This is a genomic window from Achromobacter sp. Bel, assembly GCF_012928505.1.
In the GTDB taxonomy this organism is placed as follows: Bacteria; Pseudomonadota; Gammaproteobacteria; order Burkholderiales; family Burkholderiaceae_B; genus Achromobacter.
Window position 1 is genome coordinate 25,878 of the sequence record NZ_JABBJN010000033.1, and the last position, 22,144, is coordinate 48,021.

The window sequence follows — 22,144 nt, forward strand, 5'->3', positions numbered from 1 at the left end:
GCCGGGCTGATCAGTGCTCCGAACCGCTGTTCAGCATTCGGCTTTTCGCCTTTTCGATGTGCGCGCGCATGACGTTGCGGGCGCCGTCCGCGTCCTGTTGCAGGATCAGCAGGTAGATGTGCCGGTGTTCGTCGATGGCGGCGCGGGTGCGTTTCCAGGGTTCGCTGTGGACCAGATGGCGCATGACGTTCACGGCGTGGCTGACGTCGTACTCCAGCGATTTCAACACTTGCACGAAGCGTTGGTTGCTGGTGGCCGCCGCGATGGCGCGGTGAAAGCCGTAGTCGTGATGGTGGGCGATGGCGCCCGAGGCGTCGGCTTCTTCGTAGCCCGTCAGCATGCGATCCATCTCGCGCAGGTCGTCCGCGGTGCGGCGCAGGGCGGCCAAGTAGGCGCATTCGGGTTCGATCACCATGCGCAGCTCCAGGCCCTCCAGGATATGGCCGACGCGGCGCGCAGGGTCCACGGCGGGCATGCCGCCCATCAGGTCGGGCTTGGCGCGCACATAGGTGCCCGACCCGCGGATGGAGTCCACGAGCTGGTCTTCGCGCAGCCGGTCCAACGCCTGCCGCACGACGGGGCGCGACACCTCGAACAACGCCGCCAATTCCAGTTCCGTCGGCAACTTGTTGCCGGGCGCGATCTTGCCGGTGGCGATGGCGTAGAACAGGCTTTCGTACACGCGTTCGGCAAAGCGCTCGGCACGCACATAGCCCAGGCCAGAGGCCACCTCGGCCAGCACGCCCAGTTCGGGACGGGGGCGGGTAGCGGCTTCCAACAACGATTCCAGCTGCGGGTCACGCACGTCGCTCATCGGCGCGCTCCTGAAGAAAATGCCGAGTTTGTCATTCGTCATGACAAACCGCGGCGGGATGGGATTCCGGCCTAAATCCCTGAAATATTAGGGATTACCCGAGGCATCGGAAAAATGTCCTGAAGCTTGGGACAAAAGCTGTCAATTCAATTGACAAGTTGCGGGGGCCTCTCGTACCTTGCTCGAAACCCCATGGATTCCTGCCCGAGACGCTGCACGCGTGTCGGCGTCAATTCCGCAACCGGCCGTCCGGCCGCTACTTTACTCCGCACATCGTGACTCAGAAGAACTTTATCGCCAACCAATGGGTGGCCGCTGCCGCCGGTGAAACCATTCCCGTCCTGAACCCGTCCGATGGCAACGCCTTCGAGGCGATCGCCCGTTCGGGCGAAGCGGATATCGACCGCGCCGTGCAGGCCGCTCGCCAGGCGTTTGAAGGCGAGTGGGGCCAGATGGCGCCTGCCGCCCGCAGTCGTCTGCTGATGCGGATCGCGTTCGCGCTGCTGGACCGCCAGGAGGAATTGGCGCAGTTGGAATCGGCCGACACGGGCAAGCCGATCAAGCAGGCCCGCGGGGACGCCGCGGCGGTTGCGCGCTATTTCGAGTTCTATGCCGGCGCGGTCGACAAGCTGCACGGCGAAACCATTCCCTATACGCCGGGCTTCACGGTGCTGACTGTGCGCGAAGCGCATGGTGTCACCGGCCACATCGTGCCCTGGAATTACCCTTTGCAGATCTTCGGTCGCAGCGTCGGCGCGGCGCTGGCCGCGGGCAATGCCTGCGTGGTCAAGCCCGCCGAAGACGCGTGCCTGTCGCTGCTGAAGCTGGCCGAGATCGCCGCCGAAGTGGGTTTGCCCGCCGGCGCCTTGAACATCGTCACCGGCTACGGCCACGAGGCCGGTGCGGCGTTGACCGCGCATCCGGGCATCGACCACATCTCGTTCACCGGTTCGCCGCAGACGGGCAAGATGGTGGCGCACGCTGCCGCTGAAAACCATGTGCCGGTCACGCTGGAGCTGGGTGGAAAGTCGCCGCAAGTCGTGTTCGACGATGCCGACCTGGACGCCGCCATGCCGGTGCTGTTGGCCGCCATCATCCAGAACGCCGGCCAGACCTGCTCGGCGGGCAGCCGTGTGCTGATCCAGCGTGGCGTGTACGAAACCGTGATCAAGCGCCTGTCGGAGGCCTTCTCTGCCACCGTCACCGGCCCGGCCGCGCAAGACCTGGACGTGGGGCCGCTGATCAGCGCCCGCCAGCACGACCGCGTGCGTGGTTTCCTGGCCGAAGCCGAGGCCGAAGGCCTGAAGGTCGCTGCGCGCGGCAAGCTGAAAGACGGCGCGCCCGCGTCCGGCTACTACCAGCCGCCCGTGCTGTTTCGCGACGTGCCGCCCGACAGCCGCCTGGCGCAGGAAGAAGTGTTCGGCCCGGTGCTGGCCGCGATGGTGTTCGGCACCGAGGAAGAGGCGCTGGAAATCGCCAACGGCACGCTGTACGGCCTGGTGGCGGGCGTGTGGACGCGCGACGGCGCGCGTCAGATGCGTCTGGCCCGCAAGCTGCGAGCCGGCCAGGTATTCGTGAACAACTACGGCGCCGGCGGCGGCGTGGAGCTGCCGTTCGGCGGTTCGCGCCAGTCGGGCTATGGCCGTGAAAAGGGCTTCGAAGCGCTGTATGGTTTCACGACGCTGAAGACCATCGCGATCCGTCATTGATGTCGCGGCGGGTGGCGTCCGCCACCCGGCCTTTGCGGGGCGGCTTCCGGCAAAATATCGGTTAACGTTGATGTTTTGCTTCAGGGGCCTGCCGCCCCGTATTCAGGATCCGTATGTTTACCGGTATTGTTCAAGGCACCGCGAAGATCGCGAAGATCGCGGATCGCGAAGGCCTGCGCACTTTCACGCTGGAATTCCCCCCTGGTTTCTGCGTCGACCTGGCCGTTGGCGCCAGCGTTTCGACGGACGGCGTTTGCCTGACCGTCACGGAACTGCTGTCCGACAACCAGGCGACCTTCGATGTCATGCTGCAAAGCCTGGCCATCACCACGCTGGGCAGCTATGCCGAAGGCGACCGCGCCAACGTCGAGCGTGCCGCCCGCGATGGGGCCGAGATCGGCGGGCATCCGTTGTCCGGCCATGTGGACTTCACATCGGAAGTGGTCATGGTGAAGTCGTCCGACACCAATCGCCTGATGCGTTTCAGCATCCCCCCGGATTTCCGCAAGTACGTCTTCGCCAAGGGCTATATCGCCATCAACGGCGCCAGCCTGACCGTGTCGGAAGTGAGCCGTGCCGAGGGCTGGTTCGAAGTCTGGCTGATCCCCGAAACCCGTCGCATGACGGTCTTTGAAGACAAGCAAGTGGGTGATTTCGTGAATATCGAAATCGAACGCAGCACGCAGGTGGTGGTGGACACCGTGCGCGAGACGGTCCAGGAAAGCCTGGGCAAGCTGCAACCGCTCTTGGAAGCCATTCTGAAAGAGAAGGGGCTGACGCTGGAAGACTTCGTCAGCCCTCAGGGCAAGCTCAAGTAAGCTTGCCCGGCCAGGCGCCCTTTATCGCCCTTTATCGGCCCTTGAACGGCTGCCCCAGCGGCCGGACCCGGATGCCCGGCTGCAAGCGGGTCCAGGGCAGGTCCGCCGGGTCGGCCTGCATGGGCCCCGGCGCCTTGGCTACCAGCACCTCGTGGGCGATCGGCTGGAAGTCGGCGCGGAAATGCACCGAGCTCTTCACGACCAGTATTCCCATTTCCTCGGGCTGCACGCCGCCCACGCGGAACAGGTTGCGGTCCAGCATCTGCGCCTTGCTGGCGCTGACCACGACGCGCACGCCGCCGATCCGCAAGCCGGCGACCGCGCCCAGGTCCATGTCCATGCCGTGCATCATCGGGCCGTCAAAGCGCAGCTTGCCGGGAGATAAGGTTTCGACCAGGAATTCGCCTTCGAAAGCCGTGTCGCCCGCGACGCCCGATTGGCCGCCCAAGCGCAGCGTGACCGTCTTGCCGACGCCGGCGGCCGTGGCCGCGCGCACGGCGTCCGGATCGTAGAAAAGTCCCAGTGCCGCGTTTTGCGCATCCGCCTCGACCAGCGCGCGCAGCATGCCCGTGGTGTTGGCGTCGCCCCCCGCGCCCGGATTGTCCTGGGTGTCCGCGATGACGACCGGACGCGTTGCGCCATGCGCCAAGGCCTGTGCGCGGCGTACGGCTTCGGCCGGCTCCAGGAAGTCGGGCGACCATTGCGGCTCCAGCTCCAGCACGCGCTGGTACAGCGCGTCCGCGACTTGCTCCACCGCCGCCGCATCCGAACCGTACGCCCACACGACCGGGCCGCATTCGGGGAAGTCCGCCGCCGGAAAGCCGGGCGCGAAAGAAACGGAGGCGACGCCCGGGGTCCGCTCTAGTTGGGCCAGCGTTTCGTATACGCCTTGCGACGGCTGCAGCATCGTGCACATGCCGTTGATCGGAATCAGGAAAGGCAGGCGGCGTTCGCTGCGCACCCAGTGGCGGCCCGCCGCGATGCGCGCCAGCAGCAGGCGCGCCGCGTGTTCGCCGGTATCCGCCATGTCCACGTGCGGATACGTGCGGAAGGCGGCCAGCCCGTCGGCTTCGCGCAGCATCTGCGCGGTAACGTTGGCGTGCAGGTCCAGGCTGGCGATGACCGGCACGTCGGGTCCCACGATCCGGCGCACGCGCGCCAGCAGTTCGCCTTCGCCGTCGTCCAGGTGTTCGGTGACCATCGCGCCGTGCAAGTCCAGGTAGACGGCATCGTACGGGCCCGCCCGCGCGGCATCCAGGATTTCGCCGGCGATGCGCTCGTAGGCGTCGCGGGTGACGTGGGCGGACGGGCTGGCGCCGGCCCAGATCACCGGGCGCACGGTATGGCCCTGAGCCTGGATAGCGTTGATGAAGCCGCCTGCGGGAATGTTGACCGAGCGCAGCGCCAGCACGTCTTCGCCCCGCACCATGGCGGGAAAGCCTTCACCCCGGACGAAATTGTCGTAGCCGGCCTTGGACGGCGCAAAGGTATTGGTCTCGTGCTGAAAGCCTGCCACCAGGATATGCATGTCGTTTCCTCTTGTTCATCGGGATAGCGCGCAACAGCCGGCAGTGTGGCACGAGAGCGGCGGGCAAGCATCGGGAAAAGCGGCCTGAATCGTCACGGCGTGGACAGACGATTGCCGGTTGCCGCGTGGCGTTCGGCGCGTCGCATGGCGTTACTTTTTTTCATTCCAGATATTTATAGATCCAGCAATGACAAGGCTTTCCGTAAACTTATGGGCTGAGAGCCGCATGGATAGCCGAATAAATACTGAAACGCCCATGAAAAGGGCGTTTTGGGCGGGTTCGAATACAATGTAGGCACTTTCGGAGGTTTCTATGTCGGTCATATCCGATATCAAAATACGCCCCCTGGAGCGCGGCGACCTGCACTTTGTGCACAAGATCAACAACAACGACGTCATCATGCGTTATTGGTTCGAAGAGCCCTACGAGGCCTACGACGAACTGGTCGCCCTCTATGACCGCCACTTGCACGACCAGAACGAGCGGCGCTTCATCATCGAGCACGACACCGGCCAACCCGCAGGCCTGGTGGAACTGGTGGAAATCGACTATATCCACCGCCGCGCAGAATTCCAGATCATCATCGCGCCCAGCTATCAGGGCCGGGGCTACGCCAAAGCGGCGACCCGCATCGCGGTGGGCTACGCGTTCCGCGTGCTGAATCTGCACAAGGTCTACCTGGTGGTGGACAAGGACAACATGGCGGCCGTGCACGTGTACGAACGCTGCGGCTTCCAGATCGAAGGCCTGATGAAGGAAGAGTTCTTTTCCAATGGCGCCTATCGCGACGCCTATCGCATGGCGCTGCTGCAGCACGAGCATCTGCGCGATGTGGGCCCCGGCGCGCCGGATGCTCCCGTACTGCGCGATTGGCCGCAGGAAGAACAGACGGGCTGAGCGCCCGTCCTTCCATCCGTTTCCGTCTTGACGCTGCGCGCCTCAGGCTGCTGCGCGCAGCAGGCGCAGGCCGTTGGCCACCACCAGCAGGCTGGCGCCGACGTCGGCGAACACCGCCATCCACAGCGTCGCGTTGCCGGTCATGGCAAGCGTCAGGAACACCACTTTGATGCCCAGCGCCAGCGTGATGTTCTGCATCAGGACGCGATGGGTCGCGCGCGACAAGCGCAGGAACGTCCCGATCTTGCGCAGGTCGTCGTCCATCAGCGCCACGTCGGCGGTCTCGATGGCCGTGCCCGTTCCGGCAGCACCCATCGCGAAACCGATGTCGGCGCGCGCCAACGCCGGCGCGTCGTTGATGCCGTCGCCCACCATGCCCACGCGGCCGCTGGGCGCCAGCTTGCTTTCGATGGCGGCCAGCTTGTCTTCCGGCAGTTGATCGCCGCGGGCCTCGTCGATGCCGACCTGTTTTGCGATGGCCTGGGCCGTGGGGGTGTTGTCGCCCGTCAGCATCAGGGTGCGTACGCCCAGCGAATGCAGGTCGGCGATGGCGGCCGCGCTGGTGGGCTTGACCGTGTCGGCCACGGCGGCCAACACCAGCACGCGTTGGCCGTCGGTCAGCGCGATGGCGCTCTTGCCTTGACGCTCCAGTTCATCCAGGCGGGCTTCCAGCTTGGCGCTCGAGACGCCCAGTTCGCGCATCAGGCGGCGGTTGCCCAATTGGTAGGTCACGCCGTCGAGCTGCGCGCTGACACCGCGGCCGGGCAGGGCCGTGAAAGTGTCGACGTCCAGCAGGACCTTGCCTTCGTCGCGGGCCGCATTGGCGACCGCCAGCGACACGGGGTGATCGGAACGGGCGGCCAGGCTGGCGGCGATCAGGGCGGCGGGCTGGCGCGTCTGCTCGGATACGTCCCATTCCTGCATGTCGGTCTGCACCGGCTTGCCGTGCGTCAGCGTGCCGGTCTTGTCCAGCGCCAGCCACTTCAGGTTGCGGCCTTCTTCCAGATAGACGCCGCCCTTGACCAGGATGCCGCGCCGCGAGGCCGCGGTCAGGCCGCTGACGATGCTGACCGGCGTTGAAATCACCAGCGCGCACGGGCAGGCGATGATCAGCAGCGCCAGCGCGCGATAGATCGCGTCGAACCACGGCTGGCCCCACAGCAGGGGCGGCACCACCGCCACCAGCACGGCCACGGCCACCACGGCGGGGGTGTAGATGCGCGAGAAACGGTCGATGAAGCGCTGGGTCGGCGCGCGGGCACCCTGGGCCTGTTCGACGGCGTGGATGATGCGGGCCAGCGTCGTATTGCCGGCGGCCGCGGTCACGCGGTATTCGAACGAGCCCGACGTGTTCACGGTAGCGGCGAACACGGGGTCGTCCTGCGCCTTTTCCACGGGCAGGCTTTCGCCGGTGATGGGCGACTGGTCCACGGCCGAACTGCCACTGACGATGATGCCGTCGGCGGCGATGCGTTCGCCCGGGCGCACCCGCACCACGTCATCCACCTGCAATTGCGCGGCGGGGACTTCCAGCCAGCGGCCATCGGCCTGGCGCACCGTGGCCGTTTCGGGGGCCAGGTCCAGCAGGCCGCGGATGGCGTTGCGCGCGCGGTCCAGCGAACGGGCCTCGATTAATTCGGCCACGTTGAACAGGAACATCACCATGGCCGCTTCGGGCCACTGGCCGATCAACACCGCGCCGGTCACGGCAATGCTCATCAAGGCATTGATGTTGAGGTTGCCGTTGCGCACGGCGATCCAGCCCTTGCGGTAGGTGGTGAGGCCGCAAGCCAGAATGGCGGCCACGGCAAATGCCGCGGTGGCGCCCAACGGCCAGCCGGCGAAATGCGAAAACTCGGACAGGGCGGCCAGTACGCCCGAGCCGCCGATCAGCCACCAGTTGACGGGTTTGGCCGCGGGGGCAGGGGTTTGGGCCGCGCCGTCGGCCAGAGGTTCCGGCGTCATGTCCAGCGACTTGATGGCGGCCATGATGCGGTCCAGCGCGCCCTCGGCGTGCACCACCGTCAGCACGCGCTGCATCAGGTTGAAGTCCAGCGCATGCACGCCGTCCAGGCCGTCGAGCTTCTTGCGGATCAGCGTTTCCTCGGTGGGGCAGTCCATCTGGCCGATGCGCAGGCGCGCCAGCAACTGGCCGGGGCCGGCGGCAAGCGTGGCGGCGCCGCCGCTGGACAGCGAGAGGTTCTCCATGCCGTGGGCGTGGCCGCAGCAAGCGGCTTGCGCTGGCGCGTGGCGATGGCCGTCGTCTTGGGCATGGGCATGCTTGTGGCTGTGATCATGCTTGTGATCGTGATCATGGCCGTGACCGTGATCGTGATCGTGCGAATGCCCGTGGTCCGCGCCGCCGGCCGCGTGATCGTGCCCCGCCTTGCCATGCCCGCCGCAGCAGGCGCCGTCTTGGCCCGGGGGCAGGGATTCGTGGATTTTGACTGGAGGGAGGGACATCTTCTTCGCCTTATGTAAGCTGATGGCCGTATTCCACACCTTGGAGTTACTATAGGGTCAACCCCTTAATTTCCATCGGATGCGATCCAGGGAGGCGCGATGCGTATTGGCGAATTGGCCACGGCGGCGGGCACCACCGTCGAAACCGTCAGGTACTACGAGAAAGAAGGGCTGCTGCCCGCCCCGGAACGCGGGCTGAACAATTACCGCAGTTACGGGCAACCCCATCTGGAGCGGCTGCGGCTGATCCGGAACTGCCGGGCGCTGGACATGACGCAAGACGAAATCCGCGCCATCCTGTCGCTGGCCGACAACCATCAGACCGGGTGCGGCCCCATTAACGAGCTGTTCGACGAGCACATCTCACACGTGGATGAACGCATCGCCGAACTGACGCAATTGAAGACACAACTGACCGAATTGCGGCAGCGTTGTCTGTCGGCGCGGCCCGACACCGAAGATTGCGGGATCTTGCACGGTTTGTCGGAAATGCAGGTGGAAGCGCGCCCGGAGCGGCATACGCATCTGGGATGACCCCCGCGTGAAGTCCGAGGCTCCGTGGGTGCAATGGGGCGCCGGCATCGCCGGCGCCCCATTGCATGTGTCCGCCTGATCAGTAATTGATCGAGGCCGACAGGATGTACGTCCTGCCCGCCGCGTTCGTCACGAATGATCCGGATGCCAGCCAGTACTTCTTGTCGGCGACGTTCTCGACGTTGGCGCGGAACACGACGTCCTTGCCGGCGATCGTGGTGGCGTAACGGGCGCCGAGATCGAAGCGCGTATAGCCCGGCAGACGGAGCGTGTTCGTGTTGTTGAGGTAGACGGACGACGTGCGGATGGCACGGCCATTCAGGCTGAGGCCCTGCACCCACGGAGTATCCCAATCCAGGCCCAGGTTGTAGGTGCTGGCGGGGACGCCTGCCGGACGGTTGCCCTGGCTCACGCCGCCGGGGGTCTTGGTGAGTTCGCTGTTGATGTAGGCGGCGCTTGCCATCAGGCGAAGCCCGCGAGTGATTTCCCCATAGCCGGTGAGCTCCAGGCCGCGGTTGCGTTGTTCTCCGAAATAGCCGTAGACGTTGTTGTCGTTGGCCTGTCCGGAAGGGCGCGCGATCTGGAAGAGGGCCAGGGTGGTGGTGATGTTGCCGTCCCAGTCCACCTTTACGCCGGTTTCGTATTGCTTGGACTTGTAAGGCGCGAGGACGGCGCCCCGGTTTTCGTACGTGTCGCCCACGATCGTGCCACGGGTCAGGCCTTCGGCGAAGTTGGCATAGACCGATACGTTGTGCAGCGGCTTGACGACAATGCCGCCGATGGGGGAATTGGCGCTGGCCCGGTAGCCACTGGTGCGCGCGCCCGTGGTGGTGTTGTAGCTATCGACCTGGACCCTTTGGTGGCGCACGCCCGCGGTCAACAGGATGCGATCCTGGGCAAAAGAGAGCGTGTCGGCCAGGGCGAAGCTGGTCAGCGTGGTGTCGGACGCTTTCTGCGGCGTCAGGCGCACCGAGGGGCCGTCGGGGATAGGCGTGGGATCGTAGATGTTGGAGGCCACAATCGCCGACCCCGTCGAATAGGCGTTGCCCGCTTCCTGATTCAGATAGGTGGCGCCCAGCGCGACGCGATGCTTGACGCTGCCGGTGTTGAAGCGGGCAGTCAAGCCGGTATCGCCGCTGCTCGTTTTGGAATACGAGTCGTAGTAGGTGGTCATGACGTTGAAGTTGCCGTCTTGATCCACGGATTGGCGAGCGCCGGCTGCGTTGACGGTGACGGGGAAAACCTGCCGTACCTTGCCTTCCCGATACCCCGCCGCGATGTGTCCGGTCAGGTTGTCGGTGAAGTCATATTCCAGGCGCGACATAATCGTGCTGTCGCGTTGCGATAGGCGGGTGCCGGGATAGAAGTTGATGTCGCCGTCGGGCGGCGCGGGCAATGCCGTCACGGTCGGCTGCCAGCCAATCTGTGAACGGAAGTTCTCGATCACGTCTTCCTGGTGAATGGCGTCGGCCGACCAGCGCAGGCGCGTGCCGCGGTAGTCGATGCCCAGCGCGGCCATGTCCAGGCCTTGCTTGCCGTCGCGCAGCGTCGACTCCCCGCCGCGCTTGACGCCGTTAAAGCGCAAGCCCCAGGCATTGTCTTCGCCGAAACGTTGGCCCAGATCAAGCTGAGCGGTAAGGTTGGCCTTGCTGGCGTAACCCAGCGTGGCGCGCGCTAGCGGTTCGTCGTCGGCGCGCTTGGTCACGACGTTGATCGCGCCGCCGATGCTGCCATTGGGCGGGATCCCGCGCATGAAGGCGCCGGGGCCTTTAAGCACTTCCACGCGCTCCAGGATTTGCACGGGCACGCGGCTGGACGACACCAGGCCATACAAACCGTTGACGCTGACGTCGCCGCTGCCGACGGCAAAGCCGCGTATCTGGAAGTCTTCGCCGAAGCCGCCGCTTGACGTCAGGTTGCGGACCGAGGCGTCATTGACGACAACGTCGGCCAGGGTGCGAGCCTGCTGATCGTAAAGCAGTTCAGAGGTGTAGTTGACGGTGCTGAACGGCGTGTCCATCACGTCCTCGGAACCGAGCAAGCCCAGGCTGCCGCCCGTGGCGACCTGGCCGCCCGCGTACGGTTCGGCAAGGGTGCCAAGAATGCCGGCGGTCACTGTCACTGCTTCGAGTTGCACGGTATCTGCGGCTGCCTTCGCGCGCGACAAGGTGACGTTGTTGCCCTTGCGCGTGTACGCGATACCCGTCCCTTGCAGCAGTTGGCGCAAGGCCTCCTCTGGCGAGAGGTTGCCGGAAATGGCGCGCGCGGTCTGGCCGGCGAGCACATCCTGGGAATAGAAGATCTGCAAGGAGGTCTGCGCACCTAACTGCAACAGCGCATCGCCCAATGGCTGCGCCGGGATGTTGACGCTGACAGGCGCTTCCTGGGCCTTGACGGGGGGCGTCATGCCGAAGACGAGTGATAGCGAGAAGGCAAGTGCGCTGAGAGCAACGCGCGGAGGCACGCGCAATAGAGGTCGGGCAGATACGTGGTTCAAGATCGATAGCTCGGTCGGAGGCGCGCAAACGAGGCGTGCAGGTTACGGAAGACGGCGGGTGGAATGCGCTGGGCAGGTCCGCCCCTTCCTCTCTAGACGCATGAGCAGGGTTGAAACCGGAATAAGAATCGCTATTATTGTGTAACGTTTTAGTTACATTTAGATGATCCGTTCCGGTCGGCCGCGCGTGCGGCGGGTCAGCGCGCGGTGACGCGTATTCCGCCGTCCGGAAGGCGATCCACGGACACGGGGGCGATGGCGGGGAGGGCATCGATCATGGCCAGCGGGTCGTCTACGCTGAAGACACCCGAGATGCGATGCTGGCCGAGTTCAGGCGCTTCAAGACGTGCGGGCCGCGGCAGGTAGCGGTTCATCTCGCTGATGACCGTGGCCAGGGGGATATTGTTGAAGATGATCTTGCCGCGTTGCCAGGCGACAAGATTCTGGATGTTGACCTGCGTGACCTCGCTTAATGTGTCGCCTCCATAAGCAATGGCCTGTTGGCCCGCGGTCAGGCGGCGTTCGCTCTGGCGCCACCAGGGGCCCGATTCCAGCCGCACGGAACCCGATTCGACGCTGACCTGCAAGGTTTCGCTGTCGCGACGCACGTTGAAACGCGTGCCTGTCACCGTGACTTGGCCGACGCCGCCCAGCACGAGAAACGGCCGCGACGCATCATGGTGGACGTCGAAAAAGGCCTCGCCTTGCGCCAATTCCACCCGGCGTTCGCCAGCCCCGAAGCGCGCGACGAGGCGGGTGTCGCCGTTCAGGTGCAGCGTGGAGCCGTCCGGCAGGGCGACTTGCCGCCGTTCGCCTTTGCGGGTCGCAAAATTGATCACTTTTTCGTCGTGGTCAAAGACGTAGGGCGCCGCGAGAATACCCGCCACGACCGGCAGCGAACAGGCTGCCGCCATTCCCGCCGCGAAGCGCCGTCGCGACATCGGCGGCGGCCTGGAGTCGGCCATCGACGCTTGCATCAGGCCACGCAGGCGCGTGTGGGAGACCGACAGCATCGCATCCCATTGAGCGCTCAGTTCGCGATATTGGCGCTCATGGGCAGGATCGGCGCTGCGCCAGGCCGCGAATGCCTGCCGATCCAAGTCCGTGGCTTCGCCGGAATGCATGCGCGAGAACCAATGGGCCGCGTCGCGCGGCGGGTCAAGCGCGTCGGGGCCGCTCGTATGCGAGGACTTGCCGGCACGGCCGGTATCAGAGAGGGGCATGGTGTTGCAGCCGATCGTTGATGTGGCGCACGGAGCGCGTCATGTATTTTTCCACCATGCTGCGCGAGATGCCCATTTCCTGGGCGATTTCGGTGTGCGTCCATCCTTCCAGGCGGCACCTGAGGTAGACCTGCCGGCACTTGGGGGGCAGGTCTTCGAGCGCACGGACGAGCTCGTCGGCAAGTTGCTGGAACCGGATGCCGTTGTCGGCCGGCGGGGTGGCGGGATGCTCACCTCCGGGCATGTCGTCCAGTGACGTGATGTCCAGCGTGTTGATGTGCCGATGCCAGCTCACCAGGCGGTTGGAGGTGCCGCGGGACATGTATGCGCGGGGGTCATAGATCGCCGCGACATCGCCTTCCAGCATGCCAAGCACGGTATCGTGCATGGCGTCTTCGCCATCCTCGCGTCCTCGTCCGCGCCACTTGCCGATCATGTCAGCGTAATGGGCGAGCCAGTCTTTCCTGGCCTTGGGGGGAAGGGACATGAGAAAACGCTTGGACAAGAAAAATGGTTATTGATTCTAATATGCATTCGTATGTTTGGGTGAATTCGAGCGGTGTGTGGGGCAGGGCAGGGACAACCGGCCCAGCGGTGCGGGCATTCAGATGGAATGACCTCTGACGGCGGCGGGAATGGCGCAGACGGGCGGGGACTTGGCGTAATATGAGAATCTGTTTCTTTCCCATTTGCGCCCGAATCAATGACCGTAACCACTACCGCCACTCCGCTGCACGCCCTGACCACGCGCCGTTCCGTGAAGTTCCTGCGGGGCCCGGCGCCCAAGCCCGACGAGATCGAACAGATTCTGCAAGCCGCCATGTCGGCCCCCGACCATGGCGCGCTGCGCCCGTGGCGTTTTGTCGTGATCCAGGGCGAGGCCATCGGCAAGCTGGCGGATGTGGCGCTGGAAGCGGTCAAGCGCAGCGGCGACCCGCGCATGACGCCTGAAAAGGAAAAGTCGGTGCGCGAATGGATGGCCGGCGTGCCGCTGTTCATCGCCGTGGCGCAGAAGATTGCGCACGACAACACCAAAATCCCCGAACACGAGCAACTGCTGGCCACCGGCTGCTCGGTCATGAACATCCTGAACGCCGTGCACATGCTGGGCTACGGTGCGTTCTGGAGCACCGGGGTCGGCACCTACGTCGAAGACGTGCAGAACGCGCTGGGACTGGATTCGCTGGACTACCGTTTCCTGGGCTATCTGGCCATCGGCACGCCGGGTTGCGCCGTGCCGCCGGCCAACCGCCCCGACTACCGCGACTTCGTTACGGAGTGGACCGGCCCGGTCTGAACGCGGTCGCTCGCCAGCCGCTTCACAACCCCCGGCATGGCCGACGCGTCGTGCATGCTCTGGTTCAGGCGGTCCACCCCTGGACGCGGCGTGCCTTTCGGCGCGCAGCTTGCCCGCCTTGACCTGGGGCAGGGCGCTGGCCACCTCTTGGTGGAACCGGCTGATAGCCTGTACCGCGAAATCCGCGCGCTGCGTATCTACGAGGGGGCCAGCGAAGTGCAGAAGATCATCATCGCCCGCGACGTGCTACGGGCTGCCGCGTGAACGCATTCTGAACGCTTCGCACGCGCAGGATTGGCGCGGGCGGCCGGTCCGGACCCGCGCCGCCATTGGCGCCGCGGCAGGTAACCGCCCGCGGATGCTTGCCGCCATTCAGGTCGCCCAACGGCGGGGGCGGCTGTGCTATTGTCGTTAACCGGCCGCCTGCGTTCATCCTGCAAGCGGGCCGGCGATGGTGCGGTTCGAGGCTACCCCCTTGAGCCGTCTCCTTGGTAGGAAGAAAACGCATGACACGATCAAGCGTGGAGACAATATATGAGCCAATATGGGCCGCTGAAGTTGCACGTCCCCGAGCCCACAGGGCGTCCGGGTTGCAAGACCGACTTTTCCTATCTGCATCTGTCGCCGCCTGGCGAGGTGCCCAAACCCCCCATTGATGTTGCCGCGGTCGATACCGGCGGACTGGCGTACAGCCTTGTCCGGGTGATCGACGACGACGGCCGCGCGGTCGGGCCGTGGGCGCCCGAGATCAGCAATGATCAGCTGCGCGCCGGCATGCGGGCCATGCTGAAGACGCGGATCTTCGACGGCCGCATGCTGACCGCGCAGCGCAAGAAGAAGATCTCGTTCTACATGCAGAGCCTGGGCGAAGAAGCCATCGGCACGGCGCATGCGCTGGCGCTGGAGCAGGGCGACATGTGTTTCCCGACCTACCGCCAGCAGAGCATCCTGCTGTCGCGCGACGTATCGCTGGTCACCATGATGTGCCAGCTGATGTCGAACGAACGCGACCCGCTCAAGGGCCGCCAACTGCCGGTGATGTACTCGGACCGGAAAAACGGCTTCTTCACCATTTCCGGCAACCTGGCTACGCAGTTCATCCAGGCGGTGGGTTGGGCGATGGCCTCCGCCATCAAGGGCGACACGCGCATCGCGTCGGCCTGGATCGGCGACGGCGCCACGGCCGAGGCCGACTTCCACACGGCGCTGACGTTCGCGCATGTGTATCGTGCGCCGGTCATCCTGAACGTGGTCAACAACCAGTGGGCCATTTCCACTTTCCAGGCGATCGCCGGCGGCGAAGGCGCGACCTTCGCGGGCCGCGGCGTGGGCTGCGGCATCGCGTCGCTGCGGGTGGACGGCAATGATTTCCTGGCGGTCTATTCCGCCTCGCGCTGGGCCGCCGAACGCGCCCGCCGCAACCTGGGCCCGACCCTGATCGAATGGGTGACGTACCGCGCCGGTCCGCACTCGACCTCCGACGACCCGTCCAAGTACCGCCCCGGCGACGACTGGGCGCACTTCCCGCTGGGCGATCCGATCGAGCGCTTCAAGAAGCACCTGATCGGGCTGGGCATCTGGTCCGACGCCGAACACGATGCCGTGCGCGCCGAACTCGACGCCGAGATCGTCGCGGCCCAGAAGGAAGCGGAAAGCTACGGCACGCTGGTGGACGGACACGTCCCCAGCGCGGCCAGCATCTTTGAAGACGTCTACAAAGACATGCCGGAGCATCTGCGCCGGCAGCGCCAGCAGCTCGGAGTCTGATCATGGCAATTGACAACAACGCTGGTCCGGCCTCGTCGCCGATGACCATGATCCAGGCATTGCGCTCGGCCATGGATGTGATGCTGGAGCGTGACAACAACGTGGTGGTGTTTGGCCAGGACGTCGGGTATTTCGGCGGCGTCTTCCGGTGCACCGAGGGCTTGCAGACCAAGTACGGTAGCTCGCGCGTGTTCGACACGCCGATCTCCGAAGGCGGCATCGTGGGCGTGGCGGTGGGCATGGGCGCCTATGGCCTGCGTCCCGTGTGCGAGATCCAGTTCGCCGACTATTTCTACCCCGCCTCCGACCAGATCGTGTCGGAAGCCGCGCGCCTGCGCTACCGCTCGGTGGGCGAGTTCATCGCCCCGATGACCATCCGCATGCCTTGCGGCGGCGGCATTTACGGGGGGCAGACGCATAGCCAGAGTCCCGAAGCCATGTTCACGCAGGTCTGCGGGCTGCGCACGGTGATGCCGTCCAACCCCTATGACGCCAAGGGCTTGCTGATCGCGTCGATCGAGAACGATGATCCGGTGATTTTCCTGGAACCCAAGCGGCTCTACAACGGCCCCTTCGACGGTCACCACGACCGTCCGGTGACGCCGTGGACCGGGCGTCCGGGCAGCGTGGTGCCCACCGGCTACTACACGGTGCCGTTGGACACCGCCGCCATCGTCCGGCCGGGCAAGGCGCTGACAGTGCTGACCTACGGCACCACGGTGTATGTCTCGTTGACCGCCGCGGAAGAGACCGGGATCGATGCCGAAGTCATCGATCTGCGCAGCCTTTGGCCGCTGGATCTGGAAACCATCGTGAACTCGGTGAAGAAGACCGGCCGTTGCGTAGTGGTGCACGAAGCCACGCGCACCTGCGGGTATGGCGCGGAGCTGATTTCGCTGGTGCAAGAACACTGCTTCCATCACCTGGAGGCGCCCGTCGAGCGCGTGACCGGTTGGGACACGCCCTACCCGCATGCGCAGGAGTGGGCGTACTTCCCCGGCCCGCGCCGGGTCGGCGAAGCGTTCAAACGCGCGATGGAGGTCTGAGATGGGAATCCATATCATCAAGATGCCTGACATCGGCGAGGGCATTGCCGAGGTCGAACTGGTGGGTTGGCATGTCAAGGTGGGCGATACCGTTGCCGAGGACCAGCCGCTGGCCGATGTGATGACCGACAAGGCCACGGTCGAAATCCCGTCGCCCGTGGTCGGCAAGGTGGTCGCGCTGGGCGGCGACGTGGGCCAGGTCATGGCCGTGGGCGGAGAACTGATCCGCCTGGAAGTGGAAGGCGAGGGCAACGTCCGCGCCGGTTCAGCGACGCCGCAGAAGGCGGCGCCTGCCGCAGCCGAGGCCCCCGCGCCCGCCAAGACGGACGGTGCCGCCAAGGCGGCTGCCGGCGGCATCGCCGGCCAGATTGCGGTATCCGTGTCGCAGCCGGCAAGTCCGGCGTCGGCCCAGCCGCAACCCATCGCCTCGCGTCCCGCCGTGGCCGCCGCGCCCGTCGTGGCGCGCCAGCCGGGCGATAAGCCGCTGGCCTCGCCCGCCGTGCGCAAGCGCGCGTGGGATTTGGGGCTTGAGCTGCGCTACGTGCAAGGCAGCGGCCCGGCCGGCCGGATCATGCACGAAGATCTGGATGCCTATCTGCAGTCGCAGGGGTCAGGCGGCGCCGTGCGCGGCGGCTCGGCCTATGTGCAGCGCAATGACGAGGAAGCCGTGCCCGTCATCGGCCTGCGCAGGAAGATCGCGCAGAAGATGGCGGAATCCAAGCGCCGCATCCCGCACTTCAGTTATGTCGAGGAAATCGATGTGACCGAACTGGAGGATCTGCGCGTCCAGCTCAACCTGAAGTGGGGCGATTCGCGCGGCAAGCTGACGCTGCTGCCGCTCTTGGCGCGGGCCATGGTCGTGGCGCTGCGGGACTTCCCGCAGATCAATGCGCGCTATGACGACGAAGGCGGCGTGGTGACGCGGTACGGCGCCGTGCACATCGGCATCGCCACGCAAAGCGACGGCGGGCTGATGGTGCCGGTGATGCGCCACGCCGAGGCGCGCGACCTCTGGTCCATGGCGGCCGAGATCGGCCGGCTGGCCCAGGCCGTGCGCAACGGCACCGCGGGGCGCGACGAACTGTCCGGTTCGACCATCACCATCACCAGCCTGGGCCCCTTGGGCGGCATCGTCACGACACCGGTGATCAACCATCCCGAAGTCGGTATCGTGGGCGTGAACCGCATCGTCGAGCGGCCCGCTTTCCGCAACGGCGCCGTGGTGGCGCGCAAGCTGATGAACCTGTCGTCGTCCTTCGACCACCGCGTGGTGGACGGCATGGACGCGGCGCGCTTCATCCAGGCGGTGCGCGCGCTGCTGGAACAACCCGCGCTGCTTTTCGTGGAGTAAGCATGAGCCAGATCACAAAGACAACGACATTGCTGGTGATCGGCGGCGGCCCCGGCGGCTACGTGGCCGCCATCCGCGCCGGCCAATTGGGCGTGCCGACCATTCTGGTCGAAGGCGGCCAGTTGGGCGGCACGTGCCTGAACATCGGCTGCATCCCTTCCAAGGCGCTGATCCATGCGGCCGAGGAATTCGACAAGGCGCGCCACTATGCGGACAAGTCGCCGCTGGGCATCTCGGTGCAGACGCCGGCGATCGATATCGCGCAGACCGTGGCATGGAAAGACGGCATTGTCGGCAAGCTGACGGGCGGCGTGGCCGCGCTGTTGAAGAAGAACGGCGTGCAAGTGGTGCAGGGCTGGGCCAGCTTGCTGGACGGCAAGACCGCCGAAGTCGCCACCGCCGACGGCGGCAGCCTGCGCATTCAGTGCGAACACCTGCTGCTGGCGGCTGGCTCCGAGCCTACGCCGCTTGCGTCCATGCCGTTTGGCGGCATCGTGGTGTCGTCCACCGAAGCGCTGTCGCCTGCCAGCATCCCCAAGCAATTGGTGGTGGTCGGCGGCGGCTACATCGGCCTGGAACTGGGCACGGTGTACCGCAAGCTGGGCGCGGAAGTCGCCGTGGTGGAAGCGCAAGACCGCATCCTGCCGACCTACGACGCGGAATTGACCAAGCCCGTGGCCACCGCGTTGGCGAAGATGGGCGTGGCGCTGCATCTGAACCGCAAGGTGCTCGGCCTGAACGGGGCGGGCGACGCGGTGCGGGTGCAAGACGCCTCAGGCGCCGAAACCCAGTTGCCCGCCGACCGCGTGCTGATCGCGGTGGGGCGCCGTCCGCGCACGCAGGGCTGGGGGCTGGAAAGCCTGCAGCTCGACCGCAAGGGCAATGCGCTGCGCATCGACGACCAGTGCCGCACGTCCATGCGCGACGTCTGGGCCATTGGCGATATCGCCGGCGAACCCATGCTGGCGCATCGCGCCATGGCGCAGGGCGAAATGGTGGCCGAACTGGTGGCGGGCAAACGCCGGCATTTCCAGCCGGCGTCGATCCCTGCCGTGTGCTTCACGGATCCCGAGGTCGTGGTGGCGGGCTTGTCGCCGGCCGAGGCGGAAAGCGCGGGGCTGGATTGCCTGACGGCGTCCTTCCCGTTCGCCGCCAACGGCCGCGCCATGACGCTGGAGTCCACCGACGGCTTTGTCCGCGTGGTGGCCCGGCGCGACAACCACTTGATCGTGGGTTGGCAGGCGGTGGGGCGCGGCGTGTCGGAACTGTCGACCGCGTTCGGCCAGTCGCTGGAAATGGGCGCCACGCTTGAAGATGTGGCCGGCACCATCCACGCGCACCCGACCTTGGGTGAAGCCGTGCAGGAAGCGGCGCTGAAGGCGCTGGGCCACGCGCTGCATATCTGAGGCGCCACCCCCGCACTGCGCCACCGCGCTCCCGGTCCGCCGGGGCAGCAAGCACGCAACGCGTGCGCGGCGTGGGGGCCCTTCTTATCGCCGGGCCGCCCCAAGATAAGAAGGCCCCCTTGGGGGGCAGCAAGCACGCAACGCGTGCGCGGCGTGGGGGCCTTCTCTCTCTCTTTCAGTCCAGGCGTTTGCGCAGCAGGTACTTCTGCTGGCCGTCCATCACCGGCACGCCGTGCTGGTTGCGCACGTCGCTGCGCATGGTCAGCACGCCGGTGCTGCGGCCGGGCACCAGCTCGGTCACGCGCAGGGACGCATACAAGGTGTCGCCCGAGAACACGGGCTTCAGGAAGCGGCTGCTTTGCTCCAGGAAAGCTTTCAGCGAATCCTCCACCATGTGCGGGAACAGGCCGGCGCCCGCCGCTGTCTGGATGGCTACCTGGAAACCGTGCGCCAGCATGTGCGGCATGCCATGGGCGCGGCAGTATTCCACGTCGTAATGCACGGGATGGTTGTCGCCGCTGGCCAGTTGAAACGCGGCGAAAAGCGCGTCGGTCATGGTGCGGGAGGGCAGGTTGAAGACTTCGCCGACCTCGAAGTCCTCGAAGTAGCGCTGGGCGCACAGTTGATGCGTGATCATGCCGGGCTCCTGTTTGGGATGGGTTGCGAAAAGAGGGGGCGATCGGCGCTTCGGCGCGTCAATTCGCCGTCATGTTGGCCGCGCGGGCGACCTGGCTCCATTTCTTCAGTTCGCTTTCCAGGAAGCTGGCCAGCGCGGCGGGCGAGGGCTCGGTTTCCAGCACCAGGCCCATGTCGTAGGCGCGGCGCTTCAACGCGTCGTCCTGAAGCGCCGCTTGCAGGGTGGACGTTAGCGTCTTGATCACCGGGGCAGGAGTGCCGGCGGGCGCGAACACGGCGTTCCAGGTATAGGCCTCGTAGCCGGGAACGGCTTCGGCAATGGCCGGCGTGTCGGGCGTCTGCGGCAAACGCTGGCTCATCGACGTCGCCAGGAGGCGCACGGTTCCGGCATGCACCTGCGCCAGGCCGGTGGGGGCGCTGTCGATCATGAATTCCAGGTGCCCGCCGATGACGTCGGCCATGGCAGGGGCGCTGCCGCGGTAGGGCACATGCATGGCGCGGGTGCCGGCCAGGTAGTTGACCAGTTCGGCGCCCAGGTGCGGCGCGCTGCCGATGCCGGCGGAACCATAGTTGACCTTGCCGGGGTGGGATTTCAGATAGGCCAGGAATTCCGGCAGGGTCTGCGCCGGCAGGGATTTGTTGACAACCAGCACCAGCGGCGCCTTGGCGGCGAGGCCGACCGGGGCGAAGTCCTCGACGGTGCGGTAGGGCAGTGTCGCGTGGATGCTCGGGTTGACGGCATGCGCCACCGTGGTCAGCAGCAAGGTGTAGCCGTCGGGCGTCGCCTTCGCGACCGTTTCCGTGCCGACCAGCGTGCCTGCGCCCGTGCGGTTTTCGACGATGATCGTGGTGCCCGCCTGGCGGCCCCAGCTTTCGGCCAGGGCGCGGGCGAAGGTGTCCGTCGGACCGCCTGCCGCATAGGGCACCACCAGCTTTACCGGTCGCGAAGGAAAGCCCGACTGCGCCCAGACCATAGGGGCGGCCGCCAGCAGGCCGATGGCCGCGGCCAGTTTTCGGGCCGGCGCGGCCCAGCGGGATAGGGGGGGCATGGTTTGTCTCCGTTCATTGTTTTGCCTGCCGGATGCCGCCGGGTTGTCCCGGCGGATGGCGGCGGCTTCGGGTTTGTTCCCTGGTTTCGGCAAAATATAAAGACGATGATCCGGGGCGAACAGTCGAATGTTTTTTCCTCGGCTTAGAACCTTTCTAACAGTGGCTTTCCTTGCCGGCGTGGCGGGGGTTGCGGAGTGATGGCGTTGCGCTACGAACTGACCGACTTGCGTGTTTTCATGGCTATCGCCGAGGCCAAGAGCCTGACGGGCGGTGCGTCCGACCTGCATTTGACGGCGCCATCGGCCAGCTATCGGCTTAAGAACCTGGAACAGGCGATGGGGGTTCCGCTGTTCGTGCGCACGCAGAAGGGCATGTCGCTGACGCCCGCCGGCATGACCGTGCTGCGCTACGCGCAGACCATCTTCGCCAATGTCGAGCGCCTGCAAGGCGAAATGCGCCGGCACACGGACGGTGTCGAGGGGCATATCCGCGTGTTCGCCAACAGCAGCACGATGAGCAGCCTGCCTGCGGCGCTGAGCCGGTTCCTGGCGGCCTATCCCAACGTCAACATCGACCTGGAGGAACGCCTTAGCGCCGAAACGGTCAAGGCGGTGCTGGACGGGCATGCGGATGTGGGGCTGGTGGCCGGCGCCATCGAGATGCGCGGCCTGGAATTCATCACCTACGGCAAGGACGAACTGCTATTCATCATTCCGCCGCGCCATCCGCTGGGACTGCACCTGCGCGTGTCGCTGGAGGCCGCGCTGGCGCACGACATCGTGGCGATCGGCCGCAAGAGCAGCAACTTCCTTTACCTGCAGCAGATGGCCGAACAACTGGGCATCAAGCCCCGGGTACGCGTGCATGCGCCCAATTTCGATGCGGTGCTGCGATGCGTGCAAGAGGGCGCGGGCATTTCGCTGGTGCCCCGCTCGGTCGCCGCTTCGGCGCTGGCGCAGGGCAAGGTCGAAGGCGTGGAAATCGAAGAGGCGTGGGCGGTGCGCGAGCAGCGCGTGGTGATGCGCAGCATGGAGGCGTTGCCCGTCTTCGCGCGCGATTTCGTGGGCTACGTCACCGAGCTTACCCCCGCCGACGCTGGCGATTAGA

Annotated in this window: 18 protein-coding genes and 1 pseudogene; 11 read left to right on the plus strand and 8 right to left on the minus strand. The window is 65.8% G+C overall.

The genetic code is table 11. The annotated features are described in order from the left end of the window. Positions 1 to 10: 10 nt before the first annotated feature. Entirely contained in the window at positions 11 to 814 is an 804-nt protein-coding gene (locus HG262_RS19960) for a FadR/GntR family transcriptional regulator (RefSeq protein ID WP_169272668.1), read from the minus strand. 272 nt (positions 815 to 1,086) lie between these two features. On the opposite strand from HG262_RS19960, the gene HG262_RS19965 reads away from it, so the two are divergent. Both HG262_RS19965 and HG262_RS19970 read left to right on the plus strand, forming a co-directional pair. Further along, complete coding sequence (locus HG262_RS19965; RefSeq protein WP_169272704.1) at positions 1,087 to 2,523, plus strand: aldehyde dehydrogenase family protein; 1,437 nt, start codon at positions 1,087 to 1,089, stop codon at positions 2,521 to 2,523. A gap of 113 nt (positions 2,524 to 2,636) precedes the next feature. Further along, positions 2,637 to 3,341, plus strand: coding sequence for a riboflavin synthase subunit alpha (locus HG262_RS19970; protein WP_169272669.1), 705 nt, complete (start codon positions 2,637 to 2,639; stop codon positions 3,339 to 3,341). 31 nt (positions 3,342 to 3,372) lie between these two features. Here the strand turns inward: HG262_RS19970 and HG262_RS19975 are convergent, their stop codons facing one another. Beyond that, on the minus strand, positions 3,373 to 4,869 hold the full coding sequence (locus HG262_RS19975) for a M81 family metallopeptidase (RefSeq protein WP_169272670.1): 1,497 nt from the start codon (positions 4,867 to 4,869) through the stop codon (positions 3,373 to 3,375). Between the two features lie 313 nt (positions 4,870 to 5,182). On the opposite strand from HG262_RS19975, the gene speG reads away from it, so the two are divergent. After that, positions 5,183 to 5,767, plus strand: a complete 585-nt coding sequence (gene speG / locus HG262_RS19980; RefSeq protein WP_169272671.1) for a spermidine N1-acetyltransferase — start codon at positions 5,183 to 5,185, stop codon at positions 5,765 to 5,767. A 42-nt stretch (positions 5,768 to 5,809) separates the two neighbouring features. On the opposite strand, the gene HG262_RS19985 is transcribed toward speG, so the two are convergent. Continuing rightward, positions 5,810 to 7,975, minus strand: a complete 2,166-nt coding sequence (locus HG262_RS19985; protein ID WP_169272705.1) for a heavy metal translocating P-type ATPase — start codon at positions 7,973 to 7,975, stop codon at positions 5,810 to 5,812. A 354-nt stretch (positions 7,976 to 8,329) separates the two neighbouring features. Between HG262_RS19985 and cadR the strand changes: the two genes are divergently transcribed. After that, the gene (gene cadR / locus HG262_RS19990; protein ID WP_169272672.1) at positions 8,330 to 8,764 is read left to right on the plus strand and encodes a Cd(II)/Pb(II)-responsive transcriptional regulator; all 435 of its coding nucleotides are present in this window, start codon (positions 8,330 to 8,332) and stop codon (positions 8,762 to 8,764) included. A gap of 79 nt (positions 8,765 to 8,843) precedes the next feature. Here cadR and HG262_RS19995 read toward each other — a convergent pair whose 3' ends face one another. The 3 genes from HG262_RS19995 to HG262_RS20005 all read right to left on the minus strand — a co-directional run bounded on the left by HG262_RS19995 (position 8,844) and on the right by HG262_RS20005 (position 12,971). Then, positions 8,844 to 11,171 (minus strand): TonB-dependent receptor, encoded by a 2,328-nt coding sequence (locus HG262_RS19995; RefSeq protein ID WP_169272673.1) that lies wholly within the window; start codon positions 11,169 to 11,171, stop codon positions 8,844 to 8,846. Positions 11,172 to 11,458: 287 nt separating this feature from the next. Next, positions 11,459 to 12,484, minus strand: coding sequence for a FecR family protein (locus tag HG262_RS20000; protein ID WP_169272674.1), 1,026 nt, complete (start codon positions 12,482 to 12,484; stop codon positions 11,459 to 11,461). Beyond that, complete coding sequence (locus HG262_RS20005) at positions 12,471 to 12,971, minus strand: sigma-70 family RNA polymerase sigma factor (RefSeq protein ID WP_169272675.1); 501 nt, start codon at positions 12,969 to 12,971, stop codon at positions 12,471 to 12,473. Before HG262_RS20005 ends, HG262_RS20000 begins: the two co-directional genes overlap by 14 nt. A 216-nt stretch (positions 12,972 to 13,187) precedes the next feature. On the opposite strand from HG262_RS20005, the gene HG262_RS20010 reads away from it, so the two are divergent. The 6 genes and pseudogenes from HG262_RS20010 to lpdA all read left to right on the plus strand — a co-directional run bounded on the left by HG262_RS20010 (position 13,188) and on the right by lpdA (position 19,351). Beyond that, entirely contained in the window at positions 13,188 to 13,781 is a 594-nt protein-coding gene (locus tag HG262_RS20010) for a nitroreductase (RefSeq protein WP_169272676.1), read from the plus strand. Between the two features lie 132 nt (positions 13,782 to 13,913). Next, positions 13,914 to 14,045, plus strand: a pseudogene (locus HG262_RS20015) (acyl-CoA dehydrogenase family protein); the annotation flags it as partial. A 270-nt stretch (positions 14,046 to 14,315) separates the two neighbouring features. After that, a complete protein-coding gene (locus HG262_RS20020) occupies positions 14,316 to 15,548 on the plus strand; it encodes a 3-methyl-2-oxobutanoate dehydrogenase (2-methylpropanoyl-transferring) subunit alpha (protein ID WP_169272677.1) in 1,233 nt (410 codons plus the stop codon). A gap of 2 nt (positions 15,549 to 15,550) precedes the next feature. Beyond that, a complete protein-coding gene (locus tag HG262_RS20025) occupies positions 15,551 to 16,594 on the plus strand; it encodes an alpha-ketoacid dehydrogenase subunit beta (RefSeq protein WP_169272678.1) in 1,044 nt (347 codons plus the stop codon). Between the two features lies 1 nt (position 16,595). Next, on the plus strand, positions 16,596 to 17,945 hold the full coding sequence (locus tag HG262_RS20030) for a dihydrolipoamide acetyltransferase family protein (RefSeq protein ID WP_169272679.1): 1,350 nt from the start codon (positions 16,596 to 16,598) through the stop codon (positions 17,943 to 17,945). 2 nt (positions 17,946 to 17,947) lie between these two features. Then, entirely contained in the window at positions 17,948 to 19,351 is a 1,404-nt protein-coding gene (gene lpdA / locus HG262_RS20035) for a dihydrolipoyl dehydrogenase (protein ID WP_169272680.1), read from the plus strand. Positions 19,352 to 19,526: 175 nt separating this feature from the next. Here the strand turns inward: lpdA and HG262_RS20040 are convergent, their stop codons facing one another. Continuing rightward, positions 19,527 to 19,988: a MaoC family dehydratase gene (locus tag HG262_RS20040; RefSeq protein ID WP_169272681.1), complete on the minus strand. Its 462-nt coding sequence runs from the start codon at positions 19,986 to 19,988 to the stop codon at positions 19,527 to 19,529. Positions 19,989 to 20,046: 58 nt separating this feature from the next. After that, a complete protein-coding gene (locus HG262_RS20045; protein ID WP_169272706.1) occupies positions 20,047 to 20,961 on the minus strand; it encodes a tripartite tricarboxylate transporter substrate binding protein in 915 nt (304 codons plus the stop codon). Between the two features lie 279 nt (positions 20,962 to 21,240). Here HG262_RS20045 and HG262_RS20050 point away from each other — a divergent pair, with 279 nt between their 5' ends. After that, positions 21,241 to 22,143 (plus strand): LysR family transcriptional regulator, encoded by a 903-nt coding sequence (locus HG262_RS20050; protein WP_169272707.1) that lies wholly within the window; start codon positions 21,241 to 21,243, stop codon positions 22,141 to 22,143. Position 22,144 lies beyond the last annotated feature (1 nt).